Source organism: Alcaligenes sp. GCM10023179 (assembly GCF_042653705.1).
Classification (GTDB): domain Bacteria; phylum Pseudomonadota; class Gammaproteobacteria; order Burkholderiales; family Burkholderiaceae_B; genus Alcaligenes; species Alcaligenes phenolicus.
The window spans coordinates 187,007-205,210 of the sequence record NZ_JBHSIQ010000003.1; the positions used below are offsets into that span (position 1 = coordinate 187,007).

Annotated in this window: 14 protein-coding genes; 6 read left to right on the plus strand and 8 right to left on the minus strand. The window is 57.5% G+C overall.

The window, feature by feature from the left end; translation table 11 throughout:
• Complete coding sequence (locus ACFPDR_RS14780) at window positions 1-816, plus strand: c-type cytochrome (RefSeq protein ID WP_035269192.1); 816 nt, start codon at window positions 1-3, stop codon at window positions 814-816.
• 21 nt (window positions 817-837) lie between these two features.
• On the plus strand, window positions 838-1,926 hold the full coding sequence (locus ACFPDR_RS14785; protein ID WP_035269194.1) for a c-type cytochrome: 1,089 nt from the start codon (window positions 838-840) through the stop codon (window positions 1,924-1,926).
• A gap of 1,255 nt (window positions 1,927-3,181) precedes the next feature.
• Here the strand turns inward: ACFPDR_RS14785 and ACFPDR_RS14790 are convergent.
• The 4 genes from ACFPDR_RS14790 to ACFPDR_RS14805 form a co-directional block, all read right to left on the minus strand.
• On the minus strand, window positions 3,182-3,850 hold the full coding sequence (locus ACFPDR_RS14790) for a metallophosphoesterase (RefSeq protein WP_088452472.1): 669 nt from the start codon (window positions 3,848-3,850) through the stop codon (window positions 3,182-3,184).
• A gap of 145 nt (window positions 3,851-3,995) precedes the next feature.
• Complete coding sequence (locus ACFPDR_RS14795) at window positions 3,996-6,335, minus strand: TonB-dependent siderophore receptor (protein ID WP_376911351.1); 2,340 nt, start codon at window positions 6,333-6,335, stop codon at window positions 3,996-3,998.
• A gap of 181 nt (window positions 6,336-6,516) precedes the next feature.
• Window positions 6,517-7,503 carry a FecR family protein gene (locus ACFPDR_RS14800; RefSeq protein WP_302356331.1) on the minus strand — a complete coding sequence of 329 codons (987 nt, stop codon included), beginning with the start codon at window positions 7,501-7,503 and terminating at the stop codon, window positions 6,517-6,519.
• 27 nt (window positions 7,504-7,530) lie between these two features.
• On the minus strand, window positions 7,531-8,037 hold the full coding sequence (locus tag ACFPDR_RS14805; RefSeq protein ID WP_035268361.1) for an RNA polymerase sigma factor: 507 nt from the start codon (window positions 8,035-8,037) through the stop codon (window positions 7,531-7,533).
• Between the two features lie 196 nt (window positions 8,038-8,233).
• Here ACFPDR_RS14805 and ACFPDR_RS14810 point away from each other — a divergent pair, with 196 nt between their 5' ends.
• Entirely contained in the window at window positions 8,234-9,367 is a 1,134-nt protein-coding gene (locus ACFPDR_RS14810; RefSeq protein WP_115635027.1) for an aminotransferase class V-fold PLP-dependent enzyme, read from the plus strand.
• Between the two features lie 99 nt (window positions 9,368-9,466).
• On the opposite strand, the gene ACFPDR_RS14815 is transcribed toward ACFPDR_RS14810, so the two are convergent.
• From ACFPDR_RS14815 to ACFPDR_RS14830, 4 genes are read right to left on the minus strand one after another with little or no spacing between them, the layout of a single operon-like run.
• Window positions 9,467-10,957, minus strand: a complete 1,491-nt coding sequence (locus ACFPDR_RS14815) for a TolC family protein (RefSeq protein ID WP_256868597.1) — start codon at window positions 10,955-10,957, stop codon at window positions 9,467-9,469.
• A gap of 10 nt (window positions 10,958-10,967) precedes the next feature.
• Window positions 10,968-11,654, minus strand: coding sequence for a MarC family NAAT transporter (locus ACFPDR_RS14820; RefSeq protein WP_009460989.1), 687 nt, complete (start codon window positions 11,652-11,654; stop codon window positions 10,968-10,970).
• Window positions 11,655-11,674: 20 nt separating this feature from the next.
• Window positions 11,675-13,147 (minus strand): metal-dependent hydrolase family protein, encoded by a 1,473-nt coding sequence (locus ACFPDR_RS14825; protein ID WP_083053824.1) that lies wholly within the window; start codon window positions 13,145-13,147, stop codon window positions 11,675-11,677.
• 41 nt (window positions 13,148-13,188) lie between these two features.
• A complete protein-coding gene (locus ACFPDR_RS14830) occupies window positions 13,189-14,823 on the minus strand; it encodes a Na+/H+ antiporter (protein WP_060186963.1) in 1,635 nt (544 codons plus the stop codon).
• 203 nt (window positions 14,824-15,026) lie between these two features.
• Here ACFPDR_RS14830 and ACFPDR_RS14835 point away from each other — a divergent pair, with 203 nt between their 5' ends.
• From ACFPDR_RS14835 to ACFPDR_RS14845, 3 genes are read left to right on the plus strand one after another with little or no spacing between them, the layout of a single operon-like run.
• Window positions 15,027-15,281, plus strand: coding sequence for a YtcA family lipoprotein (locus tag ACFPDR_RS14835; RefSeq protein WP_179136438.1), 255 nt, complete (start codon window positions 15,027-15,029; stop codon window positions 15,279-15,281).
• Window positions 15,282-15,288: 7 nt separating this feature from the next.
• Window positions 15,289-16,338 (plus strand): multidrug transporter subunit MdtN, encoded by a 1,050-nt coding sequence (gene mdtN, locus ACFPDR_RS14840; RefSeq protein ID WP_021446781.1) that lies wholly within the window; start codon window positions 15,289-15,291, stop codon window positions 16,336-16,338.
• Window positions 16,325-18,076 carry an FUSC family protein gene (locus ACFPDR_RS14845; protein WP_052159193.1) on the plus strand — a complete coding sequence of 584 codons (1,752 nt, stop codon included), beginning with the start codon at window positions 16,325-16,327 and terminating at the stop codon, window positions 18,074-18,076. Before mdtN ends, ACFPDR_RS14845 begins: the two co-directional genes overlap by 14 nt.
• Window positions 18,077-18,204 lie beyond the last annotated feature (128 nt).

Here is an 18,204-nt window from a genome sequence, read left to right on the forward strand (position 1 = left end):
ATGACAATGGAAAAAGTTTCTAGTTCGCCCCAGGTCGAGAACATCGACCCCACCTTCGAGCCGTGGGAGCCGCCGCGTCCCATTCCGATCTTCCTGTTGGCTGTGTTGTTCGCCTTGGCCTTGGCCGGTGTGGGTCTTTACCTGCACGATCTGGCGCCACATGCCGCAGCGGACAAGCCGACCGCTGCTATTGTTGCTTCCAATGCAGGCGGCACCCCTGTGGTGCCAGCCATTCCCGCATTGAAGGATGCACCCGTACTGGTGCATTCGGGGCAGGGCAGTGTGTGGAGCTGTGCTTCCTGCCACGGCGAGGCCGGTGAAGGCGCAGGCATCACTCCTCGTTTGGCCGGTATACCCGAGGCGTATCTGCTCAAGCAACTGGAGGATTTTGCTCAAGGTACACGCCTGAACGAGTCCATGCAGTACGTAGCTCGCGGTTTGAAGCCTGAGGATATGAAAGAGCTGGCTGCTTACTACGCCAAGCTGCCTGCTCCTGCCATTAATGTGCCCAGTTCGGAAGCGAACCTGGCCCGTGGCGAAGCCCTGTTCCATAAAGGGGACTGGAAGCAGAACGTGCCTGCATGTATCAGTTGCCACGGCAGTCAGGGTGAAGGCGTAGGTACGTCTTTCCCGCCGTTGGCTGCGCAGCAGGCCGAGTACTTGTTCAGTCAGTTGTCGGCCTGGAAAGGTGGTCATCGTCACAACTCGCCGCAAAGCCTGATGGATGACATCGCATCGCGCTTGTCCTACGAGGACCTGTATGCGGTTTCCTATTACGCCGCCTCGCTGCCAGCCAATGGCAAGCAGGCGAAATAAGATCAGAACAGAGAGCTTTTTATGAAAGACACTCAAAAAAATGGTCGCAGCAAATCCACCATGTCGGGTGGGCGCAGACTGGCCTGGGGGGCCGGTATTGGTGTGCTGCTTTTTGCGATTGGCTATGGCATGAACGCCAAGGGTTGGTTGTCCTTTTCCCTGGGTTCGCCCGACAAGGGCACCATCCAGCTTGGCGAGGCCACCTATAGTCGTGAGGCCATGGAAGCCGATCGCAAGGCACAGAGCAAGGACAAGCATTCGGTCACGGCTGGTATGCCGGTAGGCGCAGATGGTTACTACGTGCCTCCGCCAGAGAGCAGCATTCCGGATACGCCGTATGGCGAGGCGGTTCGTCGCGGTCACAAGATCTTTATGGAAACCTCGACCACGGTGTCGGATCACGTGGGCAATACTTTGGCTTGTGTGAACTGCCACCTGGACGGTGGTCGTCGTGAACACTCTGCGCCTATGTGGGGAGCCTATGTCAGCTATCCCGCCTATCGTGCCAAGACCAAGGCGATCAGCACGCTGGAAGATCGCATCATTGGCTGTTTTACCTATTCCATGAATGCGCAGGCCTCGCCCTCGGGTGTTGCGCCGCCCGCTGGCAGCGACGTGTATCGTGACTTGATGACTTATATGTACTGGATGTCCGATGGGGCACCTACGGGTCAGAAGTTGCCGGGTGCTGGTTTCCCCAAAGTTAAAAAGACTGAACTGGGCTATGACGTAGCACGCGGTAAAGAGGTCTATACCAACAACTGTGTCTTGTGTCATGCGGTCGATGGCCAGGGGCAGAAGGATGCCGAAAGTGGCGTGGTGTTCCCGCCTTTGTGGGGCCCCAACTCGTATAACTGGGGTGCAGGGATGGCTCGTATTGATACGGCTGCTGGTTTCATCAAGGCCAATATGCCTTTGGGTAAACCGTTCTCCTTGTCCGATCAGGATGCTTGGGACGTAGCGGCTTACATCAACAGTCATGAGCGTCCCAAGGATGCTCGTCAGAAGGGGACGGTTGAGCAAGCGCGTGTGGAGTTCCATGATGGCGAGGAAAGTTACTACGGTAAGGAAGTGAACGGCGTGATCTTGGGTGGGGGCGTGGAGAAGTAAGCCTTTGGCCTGTTTGCTGTTTGTTTGAAGATGAGACCGCCTCAGTTTCTTTTGGGAACTGAGGCGGTTTTGTTTTGGGCTTCTTCTTCTTCTTCTTCTTCTTCTTCTTCTTCGTTTTCCTGAGTGTTGAGGAGTGGGGGGGGGGGTGGAGCAGGAGGGTTGGGAGATAAGGAGTGCGGAGAGCCTGCATGTTTAGATAGTGACTCGTGAAAACGCCGGTCTGGGCCGGGGGGCCGTCCTCCGGGCTTGGCTCCTTGCCGGTGCTGCGCACCGGTGCCCTGGTCAGGCTTGCTATTCGGGCGCATCCTGAACTCGCGAAAGTGCCTTGTCTCCCGGACAAGGCACAAGCATTTCGCTCAAACAACAGGACGCTTGAACCCCGAATAGCAAGCCCGCCTGCGGCAAGAAGCCTGAATCGCCCAGAGGACGGCCCCCCGGCCCAGACCGGCTCACAATGACTATCAATATGAGACTTCCGTTCTTTTGGGATCTGGCTATATGTGGTTTTTTCTGTTGCCGTAGGTGCGCAGGGGGCTTGAGGGGGAGGGGCGAGGTTTATTGGCTAATCGTCGTTTTCAACAGTTGGCGGTGAGGGTGAGGGATAGAGAAATTGGGACCAACTGCTAGTTATCGAGTGCCTGGTGCTTCATTGGAGCATGAGTCTTGTTGAGGATCTCCTGGAGCACCAAGCTGTAGTTTGTAATCTGTAGCATGTAGCTTGTCTTTGAAGCCAAAGCACCTGTCACCATGGTTGTTGTTCAGGTAATCGTAGATACATCGAGAGACGAGGCCAGTACCGACATTGACGAAGACAGGTTTGTACGTCATCAGACGTAGTGTCATTGATTCCGTGTTCAAGGCGAGTCGAACATCAGCGATTAGCCATTAGCCATCAGCACTCAGTAAACCAATAAGCAGCAATCAGTTGCCGCATAAGGATTGTCTTTGCAAGTAATCGCTGAGAGCTGTTTCGGTCCTGCTGGGGTGTTGGGGCGATTCAGAGTACTGGCCGCAGGCGAGGGCTCGATCGGGGGTACAAGCATCCTGCTGTTTGAGCCGGACGCTTGTACTTGGTCCGGGGGACCAAGTACCCGGCGAGTTCAGGATGCGCCCCGATCGAGTTCTCGACAAGGGTACCGGCGCGCAGCGCCGGCCAGTGCTCAGCCCCGACACCCCAGCAGGACCGAAGCAGCGCCTTCCCAGAGACTAATTAGGCAAAAACAATCTCTAATTGCGAGCGAAGAGCCGAAAGACCCTACAAAGCCACCAAGCGCTTCAAATCCAACAAGGTGAAATGCCCATGATCCAGCCACCCGCCGGTATCAATGAAAAACACATTCCCTAATTGCCGCATCTTGTGCGTCGTCTGATGCCCATGCACCAAAGCCCGAAGACCCTCTACCATGCCATCGTAGCCAGTCACATAGCGATCCCTGGACCACATACAGACATAGCGGTCATTGGCATCAAAACCCTCGGTATGAATGTGCTGCCAATTATCGTAGGGAAAGTCGGCATGAACCATACCCACCAGTCCCAAGGGCGTTTCTATTTCCATCGCCAAAGGCAGGGCTTGCAGACGTTGAGCGATCAGTGCCTGCTCGTCCGAGGTGCAATCGTCCAGCCATAGCCCACCATGCACGCGATGATCCACTTCCTGAATAGGCTGCCCAATCGCCCGCCGCCAGGTCAGCTGCTCGTGATTGCCACAAATCGCATGAAACCAGGGCAGGTCCAGCCACTTCAGAACATGATGCGACTCCGGACCGCGATCCACCAGATCGCCCACCGAAAAAAGGCGGTCCTTGGACGGATCAAAACGAATCCGCTTTAAAGACGTTTTCAGCTTGGAGAAGCAACCGTGAATATCGCCAACCGCAATATCGCGTCCCAAGGTGTTCTGGCTGAAGTGTGCTACCTGCATGATGATGAAACCCGGACTAGATGAAACGTGCTCATCACGGTACTCAGAGCAGCAGGCCGAGTCAAGAAAGACGCGGCCTGCCGCTGCACTTAGTCAGAGTAAGCTGTACTTGTCAGGCAAGACAGCCTCCTGTTCAGCAAGATGATTACCAATATAGATTCATGTTCAACATCACTTCCCGTTCCATGCCCCGGAACTGGCCGGTGTAATACTTCTTGTTGAACACATTGTTGACGTTCAGGGCTACCCGATAACGGGAGGTCTCATACGCCACCGCCATATCTGCCAAGGTAAAAGAAGGGTTGTAGTTCAGGCTGCCATCCGGCCGTACATCATTGGGCGACTTGCCCCGATACCGTACACCGGCCCCCAGCATCAAGCCCTGAATTTGCTGGGGCTGATAGTCCAGCCACAGACTGGCGGTCTGACGTGCGGTTTGCAACGTCTGCCGATCAATTTCTGCCGGGCGCTCGCTTTGCGTAGTCCGTGGATCCAGATAGGTATAGCCCGCCATCAGGTTAAGCTGAGAGCTAATGGGCAGCTTGGCTTCCAGCTCGATACCCGTGGATCGTACTTCTCCTGTCTGGACGCTGAAACGCGGGAAGTTCGGATCGGGCGTGGTGACATTGGTCTGGCGCAGGTCAAACACCGCAGCGGTAATCAGGGCATCGGTTCCCGGTGGCTGATACTTCACCCCGGCTTCGTATTGCTTGCCCTCGCGCGGCTTGAATGCCGTGCCATCGGCGGCCCGCCCTGTTGTGGGGTCAAAGGCGGTGGAATAGCTGATGTATGGAGCCACACCATTGTCAAACAGGTACAGCAAGCCCGCGCTGCCGGTGGTGGCGCGGTCCGTCATGCGCGGCTGCGTCGCACTGCTTTGTACGGTGCGAGCAGTGTCGTGACGCAAGCTGACATTGGCAACCCACTGGTCCCATTTCAGCTGGTTCAGCATGTAAATCCCGGTTTGCTTCAGATCGCGCTCGGAGTAATCCAGTTCGGGCGGTGTGATGGACAGCCCGTATACCGGGTCGAGCATGTCCAGGTCAGGTACGTTCCAGCCAAAGCCCAAACCGTCGTTTTCTTTGTAGCGCAGATAGTCCACACCAAATTCCAGGGTGTGCTCCAACGGCCCCCAGTTAAAGTCCTTGCCGACACGGCTATCTACCGTGAAGGTGCGGCCTTTGGTTTCCTGGGCCAGGCTGGCGCGGGAGACGCTGCGCTGGTCGGCCAGAACGGCCATGGCGTAGATATGGCGGTAATCAATGTCGATTTCCGAATAGCGCAGGTTCTGACGCAAGCGCCAGCCGCTTTCGGTGTCATGCTCCAGAGCATAGCCAATGGCTTTGGTGTCGCGATTGAAGTAGTCAAACGCCGGGTCCCCGGCGGTGCGTTTGAGCGGCAGGTCAGTGACTTCGGGGTAATAAAACAGATTGGGCCACCAGGACTTGGGAGTGCCTCGTTCACGCGAATACGAACCCAACAGTGTCAGGCTGGTCCGGTCCGACAGTTTCCAAAGCAGGGCGGGGGACACCGAGACACGATCGTCGCGCGAGTCTATGGTGCGTCCATGGCTTTTGCGCCCGGACAAATTCAGGCGATACAGCAGGGATTGATCGTCGTTCAAGGCTCCACCAAGATCCGCCGTTAACTGACGGCGCTGGTAGCTGCCATAGCCCAGTCCCAGACTGTTCACGTGATCGGCTGTGGGGCGCTTGGACACCACGTTGACCACGCCGCCGGGGCGTCCCTGTCCATACAGGACCGAGGCCGGGCCTTTCAGCACTTCGATGCTGTCCAGGCTGTCCATATCATCGTTCCAGGACCCGTAGGTGCCTGCCGAGAGTTGCTTCAAGCCATCTTTGTAGTAGGCACTGCCGTCACTAAAGCCACGTATCACCGCGCCACTCATGCGCAGGTCGCCCGAGCCGGACACGTCAGTCTGAACGCCAGGGGTGTAAGCCAGGGCGCGTTCAATGCTTTGCGGGGCCAGAATCTTTAACTGCTTTTGCGTGACGATGGAGACCGAACGCGGGGTTTCGATCAAGGGCACGTCCAGCTTGCCACCGCGGCTGTTTAGTGCGACGTAGCTGTCAGCGGTGTCTGTGGGGGCGCGGCGTATCGTGACTGGCGTCAATTGAGTCACACCGGCTGACAAGGTGACCGTGTTGCCGTCTCGGGTGTAGTTGATGCCACTGCCGTCCAGCAATTGACGCAAGGCTTGCTCAGGTGCCAGATGACCCGAGACCGAGGGGGCTTGGCGTCCGGCAACTACATCCTGAGAGAAAAAAATCTGCAAAGAGGTCTGTTCGCCCAGTTTCAGCAGGGCATCGCCCAAGGGCTGGGCAGGGATCTGAATAGAGACAGTTTGCTGGGCCTGCACAGCAGAAGGGGCCAGGCTGAAGGCCAGACTCAGGCTTAAGGTCAAGGCACTCAAGTTCGCCTGCAAAAGGGGCGAGTGGCGACGACGTGGGGTAAAGGGGCTCACGATCCTACGTTTTCCAATGAAAATACATCTCGCGCGATAGACGCGCCCAGCCTTTGGCCAAAGGGACTCAGGGGGCTGTCCTGCACGGGATAGCCTCCTTCACCTACCTAGACGCACAAGGTGCTCAATCACCGGAATGAGAATCATGATTATTTTGTAACAGGCCCAGGAAGCTCTGTTTTTAGTGAGCCACAATATGCTGCACGCCCGACGCATCGCTCTGGACCCGGACTGGGGCAATGGCCGGTAAGGCCTTCACGACGGTTTCGGGTTGGTCGACATCGAAAATACCGGAGATACGGTGCTGGCGCAGGGCGGGGGCGTCCAGCGTCAAGGGCTGGGGCAGGTAGCGAGCCATTTCCTGTACCAGCACTTCCAAAGGCGTGTTCTTGAAAATGATCTTGCCGCGTTGCCAGGCTGTCAGGCTTTCCACGTCGGCCGTGTGTACCGGACCGGGCTCCGCACCTTGGCGTAACAGGACTTGTTGCTGCGCCTCCAGGAGGCGTTCCTGGCGACGCCACCAAGGACCGGACTCCACTTTGACCGAGCCGGACTGAACGCTGACTTGCAGGCTGTCTGCCAGCCGTCGCACATTGAAGCGGGTGCCGGTGACGGTTACGGTGCCCAAGTCGGTGCGCACGATAAAGGGCAGGGTTTGGTAGTGTTGGACGGCAAAAAAAGCTTCACCCTGGAGCAGTTCGATTTCCCGTTTGGAGGCAGATAAACGAGCCTGGGCGATGGTGTCGGTATTCAAGTCCACAACAGAGCCATCGGGCAAGGTGATTTGCTGACGTTCGCCTTTGGCAGTGAGCAACTGTACCGTTTCTTCTACCGGGTTCAACCAGCCCGACTGATGGATGGCTCCGGCCGAGAGGGCCAGCATGCCAAGCGCGCCCAAACCCAGTGTCAGATAACGGCGCTTGGGGGATGGCACAAGACCAGGGGCGTGGGGCAGCAGTCTGCGCAGGCGTTCTTCCGGGACGGCCTGGCTGGCGCGCCACAGGTACTCCACCTCGCGGTAGCGGCGCGCGTTGTCAGGATCAGCGTCCCGCCAGGCTTGGAAGGCGTGGTGGTCCTGCTCGCTGGCTTCCCCCGATTGCAGTCGGGCGAACCAATGAGCGGCATCGCTGGGGTGATCCAGTTCGTCGGAGGAAGAGGGGTGGGTCATGGCGCGGGCTTTGTGTACGACATGGCGTCAGTCAGGTACGTAATGGTGCAGCCGTTCATGGATGTGACGCAAGGCACGAGTCATGTATTTTTCCACCATGCTGCGGGAAAGGGCCATGTCCTGGGCAATTTCGGTATGGGTCCAGCCCTCCAGTCGATGCTTGATATAGACCTCTCGGCATTTTGGGGGCAAGTCGGCCAGCGCGTTCACCAGCGCGTCGGCTAATTGCTCAAACTGGGCGTGGCTGTCAGCCCCGGCCTGGCGCGGATGCTCGGTATCGCTTAGCTCGTCCAAGGGTAAAACAGTCAGGACGGTTTGGTGGCGATGGCGGCTGATCAGACGGTTGTTGGTGCCTCGTGCCAGATAGGCACGTGGGTTGTCGATCAGGGTAGTGTTGTTTTCCAGCATGCCCACAACGGTGTCGTGCATGGCATCTTCCGCGTCTTCCCGGCTCTCGGCCTTGCGCCGCCATACGCCAAACAGCTCGCTATACGAGGCGAGCCAGGCTTTTATGGGACGTGAAGGGTGAGACATGGAGCGGCTTAGCGGAGCAGGCGGAAAAAAGAATAGTGAATAATAGCAATAATTCTCATTCAGGTTGTTCTTGTTCGGCCTGTCTGTGCAATTTCTTCTGACCGGAAGGGTCTTGGGGTCAAGCTGCCCGTACCAAGCGGCTTGGTCTAAAATCCTTCGATCCTTATATCTTCTACATCTGAATTCCGAGGTTTTCATGTCTCAAACCAGCACTCCCGTTGATCCGGACGGCCTGCTTGAATATTCGGTGGTCTACACCGACCGCGCCTTGAACCATATGTCCAAGACCTTCCAGGAAGTGATGCGTGAAATCTCTCGCACGCTCAAACAGGTCTATCAGGCACATTCGGCGATTGTTGTGCCGGGCAGTGGCTCGTTTGGCATGGAAGCGGTGGCCCGTCAGTTTGCAACGGACCGAAAGTGCATGGTGATACGCAATGGCTGGTTCAGCTACCGCTGGACTCAGATTTTTGACATGGGTTCCATCCCCGCCAGCACCACGGTTCTGAAAGCACGCCCGATTGAGGAAGGCAAGCAGGCCGCTTATGCACCGGCCCCTATCGAAGAAGTGGTTGCCGCAATTCAGGCTGAAAAACCGGCTTTGGTGTTTGCCCCGCACGTGGAAACAGCCTCCGGCATTATGTTGCCCGACGACTATATGCGTCAGGTCGCCGATGCCGTGCACGCGGTGGGCGGTCTGTTTGTGCTGGATTGCATTGCATCGGGCACCGTGTGGGTGGATATGAAGGATGTGGGTGTGGACGTGCTGATCAGCGCCCCGCAAAAGGGGTGGACTGGCTCGGCATGTTGCGGTCTGGTGATGTTAAGCGAGCGTGCTCGTCAGCACATTGAGACCACGACCAGCACCAGCTTTGCCTGCGATCTGCGCAAGTGGCTGCAGATCATGGAAACGTATGAGAGTGGGGCTCATGCCTACCATGCCACCTTGCCGACGGATTCCTTGAAAGTGCTGCAAGAGGCGATGGCCGAGACGGAAGCTCTGGGCTTTGACTGGATCCGCAATCGTCAACTGGAACTGGGCCGCAAGGTGCGTGCCTTGCTCAGCGAACATGGTTTCCGCAGCGTGGCGGCACCGGGCTTTGAGGCGCCGGGCGTAGTGGTGTGCTACACCACGGACGACGGGATACATTCGGCCGCGAAGTTTGCCAAGGCTGGTTTGCAAGCCGCCTCGGGCGTGCCTTTGCAATGCGATGAACCTGCCGATTTCAAGACCTTCCGAATTGGTCTGTTTGGCCTGGACAAGCTGAACAATCTGGAGCGCTCGGTGGAGCGCCTTGCCAAGGCGCTGGATGCGATTGAAGAGCAGTAAGTTGCTGCAGTAGCGGTTGCTACATGAGAAGGGAGCCTTGCATGGCTCCCTTTTTATTTTTGCTCCCAAGTAGAGTGTGGCTTGCTTCTTCTTTGCCTACTACTTGGTGGCATCCCCAGGGGTTTTGGGGGCTTGATTGAGTTCGCCCATGGCAAAGGCCAGGTTTACAGAGCCGACCAAACCTGCAGTATGAGCCATAGTCTGGGCTTCTTGTGCACCCAATAGACCGCTGTGCGCTTCGGTCAGCAAGGTCATGCCGGTCAGACCTTCCTTATAGGATTCCAGCGCACCTTGGTAAGTGATTTGTGCCGCCTCGACCAGGCTGGTGGCGGCTTGATGAGACTCCAGAGCAGCTCGCAGCGCGTCGGCAGCGATGATCATTTGCTTGTAGGCGTCTTGTTCGGTTTTGGCGACGCGTTCGCGCGCGGTGTCGGCACGCAACTGGGCTTCGCGTACTTGCTTGTTGCGTAGCCCAGCGTCGTAGATCGGGATATTCAGGGCCAGCACGGCGCCTCGGGAGGAGGATTGCGGGCTGACTTCGGGCAGGCTGCCTACACTTAATGAACCCATGCGTTTGGAGATAAAACCCATCAAGGCCAGCTTGGGCATGAAACTGGCTTCGGCTGAGTCTATGCCTGCCAGGCTGGCCTGATGGGCGGCTTGCAGGGCCTGTACATCGGGCCGCTGGGCGATGGCTTTTTTCAGTGTGTCATTGCCAGGGATATCCAGATCCTTGGGCAGGGGGCGGGTGGCGCTATCGGCGACTTTCAGCTCCGTTTCCGGGGACAGGCCAATTGCACCCAGCAACGTTTGATAAGACTGACGTGCCAGAGTGCTGGCATTCACATGGTGCAAACGTGCCTGGGCTTTCAGTTGTCGTGCCTGCGCGACTTCAATCTGGGTGCCCAGCCCATTGCGCTGCCGCTCCAGGGCGATATCTTCAATCAGTGCCGCATTTTTCAGCCCTTGGGCAGAGATTTGCTCGCGTTGGCGGGCCGAGTTGTAGTTGAAGTAGCTGATGGATACTTCTGCAATCACGGCTTGATGCACACCGCTGAAGGTAATCCGGCTGGCCATGGCCAGTTTGTCGGCCGCCTCTTGCAAGGCGGCGCGTTTGCCAAAGTCGAACAGCAGCCACTTCAAGGTCAGGGAAGGGACGGCGCCACTTAAATGGGTGTCGTAGTCCACATCGACTTCTCTGCCCAGAATGTGCACGCTGCTGTCGCGGTCGCTGCGCATATAGCCGCCCACCACGCTGGCGGAGATCAAGGGCAGGTAGGTGCTTTCCACCATACCGGCAGCTTCTGCGGCTTGTTGGGCCTCGCCCCAGGCAATGCGGGTGCTGGGGTTCAGGCGCTGGGCCAGGTCGATCAGTTCAGGCAGGCTGTATTCGTGATGGGCTTGCACGCGGGGCGCTGGCTGGTTTTGATCCGGGCCGCTGTAGTCGGCCAATGTCAGGCGAGGTGGTTCCGGCGCATCTTGCTCGGGCATGGCCTGGGCCATGGGTTTGTGATCAGGCGCCGCGCAGGCGGCCAGAGTCAGGGCGGCCGTCACAGCCAGAGTCAGACGCAATGCAGGAAAACAAGTCATAGACATAAATTCAGGAGGCAGCAGAATGAGTCAGCAGCGTAGCAGCATACTGCTGTCCGCCTTCAAGGACGAGTTGTACGGCCATGCAGACCAGCAAGAACCCCATGATGCGTGAAATGGCATCGACGCCGTTATGCCCGATCACACGCACGATGCTGAGCGAGGAGCGCAGGCAAATGAAAAAGATCAAACCAATCAGGATGGCCAGAATGATGGGCGTGGCCACCAGCACCCATTCCGCATAGTGCCCGCGCATGCCAGCCATTTTGGAGGAGGCACTGATAACCAGAGCCATAGTGCCGGGACCGACCGTGGAGGGCAGGGTCAGTGGAACAAAGGCGATATTGTTGTGGGCAGCGGTGTTCTGATCGGCTGCTTTGGAAACCACGTCGCTGACAGTGGGGGGAAACAGCATGCGAAAGCCGATATACGCCACGATCAGCCCGCCCCCGATGCGCATGTCCACCATGGAAATGCCCAGTGCCGAAGTAATCCACAAACCGGCGTAGTAGGTAATCAGCAAGGCCAGAATGACATACAGCGTTGCCTGACGCAGTTGCTGCTTCTTTTCTGCTGCGCTCAAGGTTTCGCCCAACGACAGGTACATCACCATTGAAGTCAGGGGATTGGCCAGGGGCAGCAAAAATGCCAGCCCCAGACCAAGCAATTTGAATAACTGCATCACTTCGTTGGGCATGGGAGCTCCTTGATGAGGTTTCAGGCGGGCAGGGCGTTCTTGTAAATCTTGCCGTCCTTGATGATCAAGAGCAGGTTCTGTTCGGGCTGCTCCAGAAAGCTCAGGCTTTGTTCGGGTTCGCCATCAATCAACAGCAGATCGGCCAGGGCACCGGCTCGGATCACGCCCAGCTCGCCTTCGTACGGTTGGCGCAGGCCCGACAGTTGCAGCAGCCGGCCATTATCTCCGGTCGCCATTTTCAGCACCTTGAGTGGGCTGTAAAAACGGGTCAGCTTGGACAACATGCGGCCATGGTGTGGTAGATGGGCGGGGGTGAACAGAATGTCCGTGCCCCAGGCGGTCTGGATCTGATATTTATCGGCCAGTTCGTAGGCACGTACGGTTCCTACGGCAACTTGTTGTTGCTTGGCCTTGCTGCGTGGGTCGTGCTGGACGTTGGCGTCTTCATCGGCCAAAAAGGGTTGCAGGCTCCACCACACGCCTTCGCCAGCCATCATGCGGGCGGTTTCTTCGTCGGCAAGTTGGCCGTGTTCGATGGATTTCACGCCTGCCTTGATCGCACGCTGGATACCACGAGCGCAGTACACGTGCACCATCACGTAGGTGCCCCAGTCGCTGGCGGCGCCCACCGCGGCACGCAGTTCGGCATCACTAAATTGCAGTCCTTCCAGTGGGTCGTACAAGGAGGTGACACCACCCCCGGCCATCAGCTTGATCTGGCTGGCGCCCAGCATCAGTTGCTCACGAACACGACGCAGGACCTGGTCGGCGCCATCGGCAATGCAGGTTACACCTGCTCGTTCGGTATGGCTTAGCTCGCCTTCTGCGCGTGGCACTTCGTAGCGCATACGAAAGTCCGCGTGGCCGCCGGTTTGCGCAATCATGGCGCCGCTAGGATAGATGCGCGGGCCATGCAGCAAGCCCATATCAATACCGCGTTTCAAGGAGAAGCTGGGGCCACCGGCATCGCGCACGGTGGTAAAACCGCGCAGCAAGGTGCGCTCGGCCTCTTTGCTGGCAATCAAATGCAGGTCGGCCGGGTCGGCCATCATGGCGGTCATCTGGTCGACAGCGCACAAGAGGCTATGCCAGTGGGCGTCGATCAGGCCAGGCATCAAGACTTTGTTCTGGCAGTCCATGACGGTGGCGTCGGCCGGAATCTCGGCAACCGGCATGACGGCAGTGATGCGGCCCTGGTCAATCTGGACGGCCAGCCCGTTTTTCAGCTCTGTTGTTTCACCATCAAACAGGCGCAGATTGCTCAGGATCAGTTTGGGAGCCAGGGCGATGGGTTTCTGATCCAGGGCATTATTGGATTGGAAGGCCGGGCCTGCAGGGACCGCGCTGGGGGCGAAACTGGCTGATGCACTCAAGCGCTTGTGAATGAAGGGAATGGAGGGGTGGGCGCAAACACAGGCTGGCAAGCCGTGACGATAGGCTTGGCGTTGTTGGCGCAGGGCAGGGGACTGGCCCAGGTAGGAGTAAGTCTGCATGGCGTCCTAAAAAATCAACGATAAATGAAAGGAAGGCGGACTCAAGACATACGCAGTTCGATCAGATCCAGCAGGCGGACCCGTTCGCGAGCGATTTCATCGGATATCTGGTGTGTGCGAGCTAAGGTGTAAACGGCCTCACGCGCGGCGTGGATGGCCCGGATTTGCATGTCTTTTTCCAGTGCTTGTTCTGCCAGATCCGGCTCCAGTCCGTCGCCTTGAGGGCTGTGAGCAATAGTGCCCAGGACGCGGTCGGCCATGGCCGTGTAACGCGCCCCTGAGGACTCGGGATTGTGCGCAATCAAGTCATTCAATGTCTGCGCCACCGACTGGGCGCTGGCGTGCCGTACGGCTTGCTCGGCCCGTTCTTCCTGCTCCTGACGTCGACGCAGGGCAGGGAAGCTGACTCGTTTCATGATGGGTGGCAGGGCCAGGCTGGCCGTCAGCAGTGACACGATAATGACGACGGAGGCCAGGAAAATGGCCAGATCTCGGGCAGGAAAAGGACTGCCATCGGCAAGAGTGAGCGGCAAGGTCATGACACCGGCCAGGGTGACGGCACCCCGTACCCCGGCAATGGACAGCACCAGCACCAGGCGCGGGTTGGCTTGTGCGGTCTCAGCATCATGATGCAAGCCCAGCAGGGACAGGCCGCGTCGTAGCCACAGGTAAGCGTAAACGCATAGAAAGCGCAGCAAAATCAGGGTGGTACACATGGCGACCGCATAGACCAGCAGCCAGGCTGGATTATGGTGGCCGGTCTCCTGGACAACCTGTACCGCGCCGCGAAAGATAGCGGGTAGTTGCTCGCCCAGCAGGACGAACATCATGCCATTCAAACTAAGTTGCAAGGTGTCCCAGACGGTCTTGCGCTGCATACGGGTGGCCGCCAGTGCATTGCCCGAGAGCTCGGCGTAGCTCATGGTCACGCCTGCCGCGACAGCGGCCAGAATGCCAGAGGCCTCCATTTGTTCGGCCAGGAAGTAGGACGCAAAAGGCAGGAGCAGGCTGAACAGAACCTCTGGCCCTGGCTCTTCGCCCCAGCGGCGCACAAAGAGATTACGCAGAAAAAGCAGGGCACGCGTGGTCACTACGCCCACGACCAGGCCGGCCAGCGTTAGCCACAGGAAGTTCTGGCTGGCAGACGTGATGGAGAAAGAGCCGCCCAGGGCCAGGGCTACAGCAAGTCGAAACGCAACCAGACCGCTGGCATCGTTGAACAGGGATTCACCCTCCAGCAAGGCCTGCAGTCGTGGCGGCAGAGGCACGCGGCGGGTAATGGCCGAGACGGCAACTGGGTCAGTTGGCGAGACAATGGCGGCCAAGGCGAAGGCCACTGGCAAAGGCATGGCAGGAATGAGCCAGTGCAGCACGTGGCCTAATCCGAATACCGTTAAAAAGACCAGAATAAAAGCCAGAACCAGAATGCCAATTCGGTCCCGAATTAAACTTTCCTTGGAAATGCGCCAGCCATCCAGAAATAATAAGGGCGGCAGAAACAGATAAAAGAACAGATCCGGATTCAGGGTCATCCCATGATTGAACCAGCCGGCAATCAGAAAGCCCAGCAGAATCTGTACGAGAGGGGCAGGGATGGCAACAGGTATTATCTTGACCACGCTGTTGCTGATTAAAACGGCGGCCAGCATGCTTAAAGTCAGGTTTACGTCATCCATGGCAACTCTGTGTAAATAACCGAGGTTATTGAGACCCTATCAGAAAGATGTTTGTCACTATACTCGTGAAAATCATAGATACACAGTTGCTTAATCCGGCAGAGATATAAATGATGTCTTTGAAAGGGCTCAGGTACAATTCGTCGCAGCGATCAGGGCGCCATGCGCAGATCGGTTTAACAATAATCAGGGAGATGCCACGCATGCGTGCGCTACTAGCCGGTCTGGCTGTCTTGCCCTTGTTGGGGGGATGTTCTCTTGCCCCGTCGGTCTATGTGGCGGGTTCGTATTTCCCGGCCTGGCTGGTGTGTGTGCTGGGCGCCGTGCTGCTGACCTTGCTGATTCGTTGGGGGCTGATTCGTGCAGGTGTGGATGATGCCCTGCCCATGCGTTTGCCTGTCTATGCCTGCTTGACGCTGGCACTGACCTTTGCCGCACTTCTTCTTTTCTTCGAGTGACTGAGCCATGACCCAGGCACAGAAATCCTCCCCCCGTAAAGGCGCTGCCCGCCTGCTGAGCGTGCTGATTGTTGTCGCCGCCATTGTCTTGGCTTGGTGGTATTTGCAGCGCTCTGCCAACAACCCTTTGTCCGAAGACGCGGTGATCGGTGCCGATGTGGTGCATATCTCCAGCTCCTTGCCTGGACACATTGAGCGCATGATGGTGCGTGACGGTCAGTTTGTCAGCCGCGATGAACTGCTCTTTACCGTAGACCCGGTGTTTTATCAGCTGCGTCTGGAACAGGCCCAGGCTGAACTGGCGCTGGCTCAGGCTACGCTGGACATGAAGCAACGGGCTGTGCGCGCAGAAGGGCATAACGCCGTTATTGCCGATGATCAGATTACCCGCGCTAAAACCAATTTGACGATGGCCACGCAAAGCCAGCGTCGCTTGGCGAATCTGGCGGCCAAGGGTTATGTCTCCCAACAGCAATTGGATGAAGCTAATACCTTGCTGCGTGATGCTCAAGTCACCTTGAAACAGGCAACAGAGCAATCCGGGGCCGCTCAGGCTCTGGTCGGCAATACGCAGGCAGAAGAAGCCATGGTGCAAGCGCGACAGGCAGGTTTGGCGATGGCCCAGCGTGATCTGGAACATACTCAGGTCAAGGCACCGCACAACGGTCGTATCGTGGGCTTGCGTATCGGCTCGGGAGAACATCTGATGCCCGGCACGTCTGTCTTTACCTTGCTGGATACGGATTCCTGGTATGTCACGGGCATGTACCGTGAAACGGATCTGAAGGAGATCAAGCCTGGTGCCTGCGCCACGGTGTATGTGATGTCCGATCCTTCGCGCAAGCTCTCGGGCAAGGTAGAGGAAATTGGTTGGGGCGTCAGCAGCCAGGAGCAGATCAATCTGCCGCGCAGCCTGCCCTATATTCAGAAATCCATGAACTGGGTACGGGTAGCGCAACGCTTTCCGGTGCGTATCCGTCTGGATGCCCCGCCCGAGGACTTGATGCGCATGGGTGCCTCGGCCACCACCATTATTCATCGCGATGGCAACTGCTAAGACCGGCGTGTCGGGTCTGGCGCGGCTGGTCTGGCAAGACTTGCAGCCCACCCCCGGTCGTCTGGCGCAAAGCTGGCGCGTGGCAGTGCTGTGCGCCTTGATGGTGCTGCTGGCCATGAACTACGGTATTCCCGAGTCTGCCGTCAGCTGCTTTGTGATCTTCTTTGTGATGAAGTCCGATGCCGGCGAAAGCTCGGTACTGGCGCTGGCTCTGGTGGTGCTGGTGTCCATTGTGGTGCTGCTGATGGTGCCATTGATTCAGGTCACGATTCAGTATCCGGCCTGGCGTTTGCTGGCCATGGTGCTGACCTCCTTTGTGCTGTTGTTTCTCGGGGTAGCCAGCAAGCTGGGGCCTTTGGGCGGGATTATTGCCTTGGTCATCGCCTTTGTGCTGACCTTGTTGGGCTATGTGCCCTTTGGCGAGATTGCTACCCGTGCCGTGCTTTATGCCTGGTTGATGACCTGCGCCCCCATGGGCCTGGTGCTGATCTTCAATCTCTGTTTTGGTTTGTACCCGCACAAGGTGTTGCGCCGTGAACTGGCAGCGCGTTTGCGTTTGTCGGCCCAGGGTTTGATGGGGCAGGCAGATACGCAGGATTTGTGGGACGAACTGGCTTTGGGGGTCAGTGCACAACAGAAGCGACTGGGCTGGATACGGCTGTTTCATTTGCGGCCTGCACAAGAGCAGGCAGAACTGGATCAGGCCATCTTGAATACCTACCGAGCCTTGCTGGCGGTTGCCGTCTTGCGCGATCAGCATCTGGACAATGAGCAGGCCACAGCATTTGCCCAGATGTGCGAACGCAGCGCACAGGATATTGAACAAGGGCGTTTGCCGCAGATGAATGATCTGCCCGAGCTGTCAGCCTCCAGTTCTTTGGCCGAACAAGATTTGCGCGATGCCTTGCTGGCCTTGTCGGGGGCGGTGTCTATTGGCAAAGCGGATCCGGAACATGGCTCCTTCATGGTGCCCGACGCCTTTAGTAATCCTGTTTATCAGCACCATGCCTTGAAGGCGACGGCAGCTGCAGTGCTTTGTTATCTGATCTATAGCGCGGCAGACTGGCAGGGCATTCATACTGCCATGATTACCTGCTACGTGGCCGCTTTGGGCTCTACTGGGGAAACCGTACACAAGCTGACCTTGCGGATTGTGGGCTGTTTGCTGGGGGCGGCGCTGGGCTTTATCACCATCTTGTTTGTGATGCCGCATCTGCTGGATATTGGCGGCTTGATGGTTGTGGTATTCCTGGTGTCCCTGTTAGGGGCCTGGGTATTTTATGGCCCGGAACGTATCTCGTATGCCGGCATTCAAATTGCCTTTGCCTTTTATCTGGTGACCTTGCAGGGCTTTGGTCCCAGCTTTGATCTGGATTCGGCCCGTGATCGGGTGATCGGTATTTTGCTGGGCAATGCGGTGATGTACGTGATGTTTACCCAGATCTGGCCTGTCAGTATTGCAGGTTCGGTACGTCAGCGTTTGGCCAAGGCTTCTGACAGTTTGAGCGGCCTGGGCAGCTTATGGCAGGAACGTCCTGCCCAGGCGGTGCAGCAGTCAGCCAGCGTTGCGCAGGAGCTGTCGGCGGCCAAATATGGATTGGCTCTGATGCACTTGGAACCAGAGCGTTTGCGACCCGACCAGCAGCAGGCCCAGGATATGCAACGTCAATGGCAGCAGTTGCGCCAGCAGTTCATCGGCCAAGCCTATATGCCTGTATCTCGCCACCGAAGCGATTGATAACCCTCATTACCTAGAGGTGATTTTCCCGTCCTTGACGGCTCGTAGAATGGGCCTCACTTCCCATTATCGGGATCAAAAGAAGCGCCGCAAAGGCCTCGGTTCGGTCGGAGACACCCCCGCATACC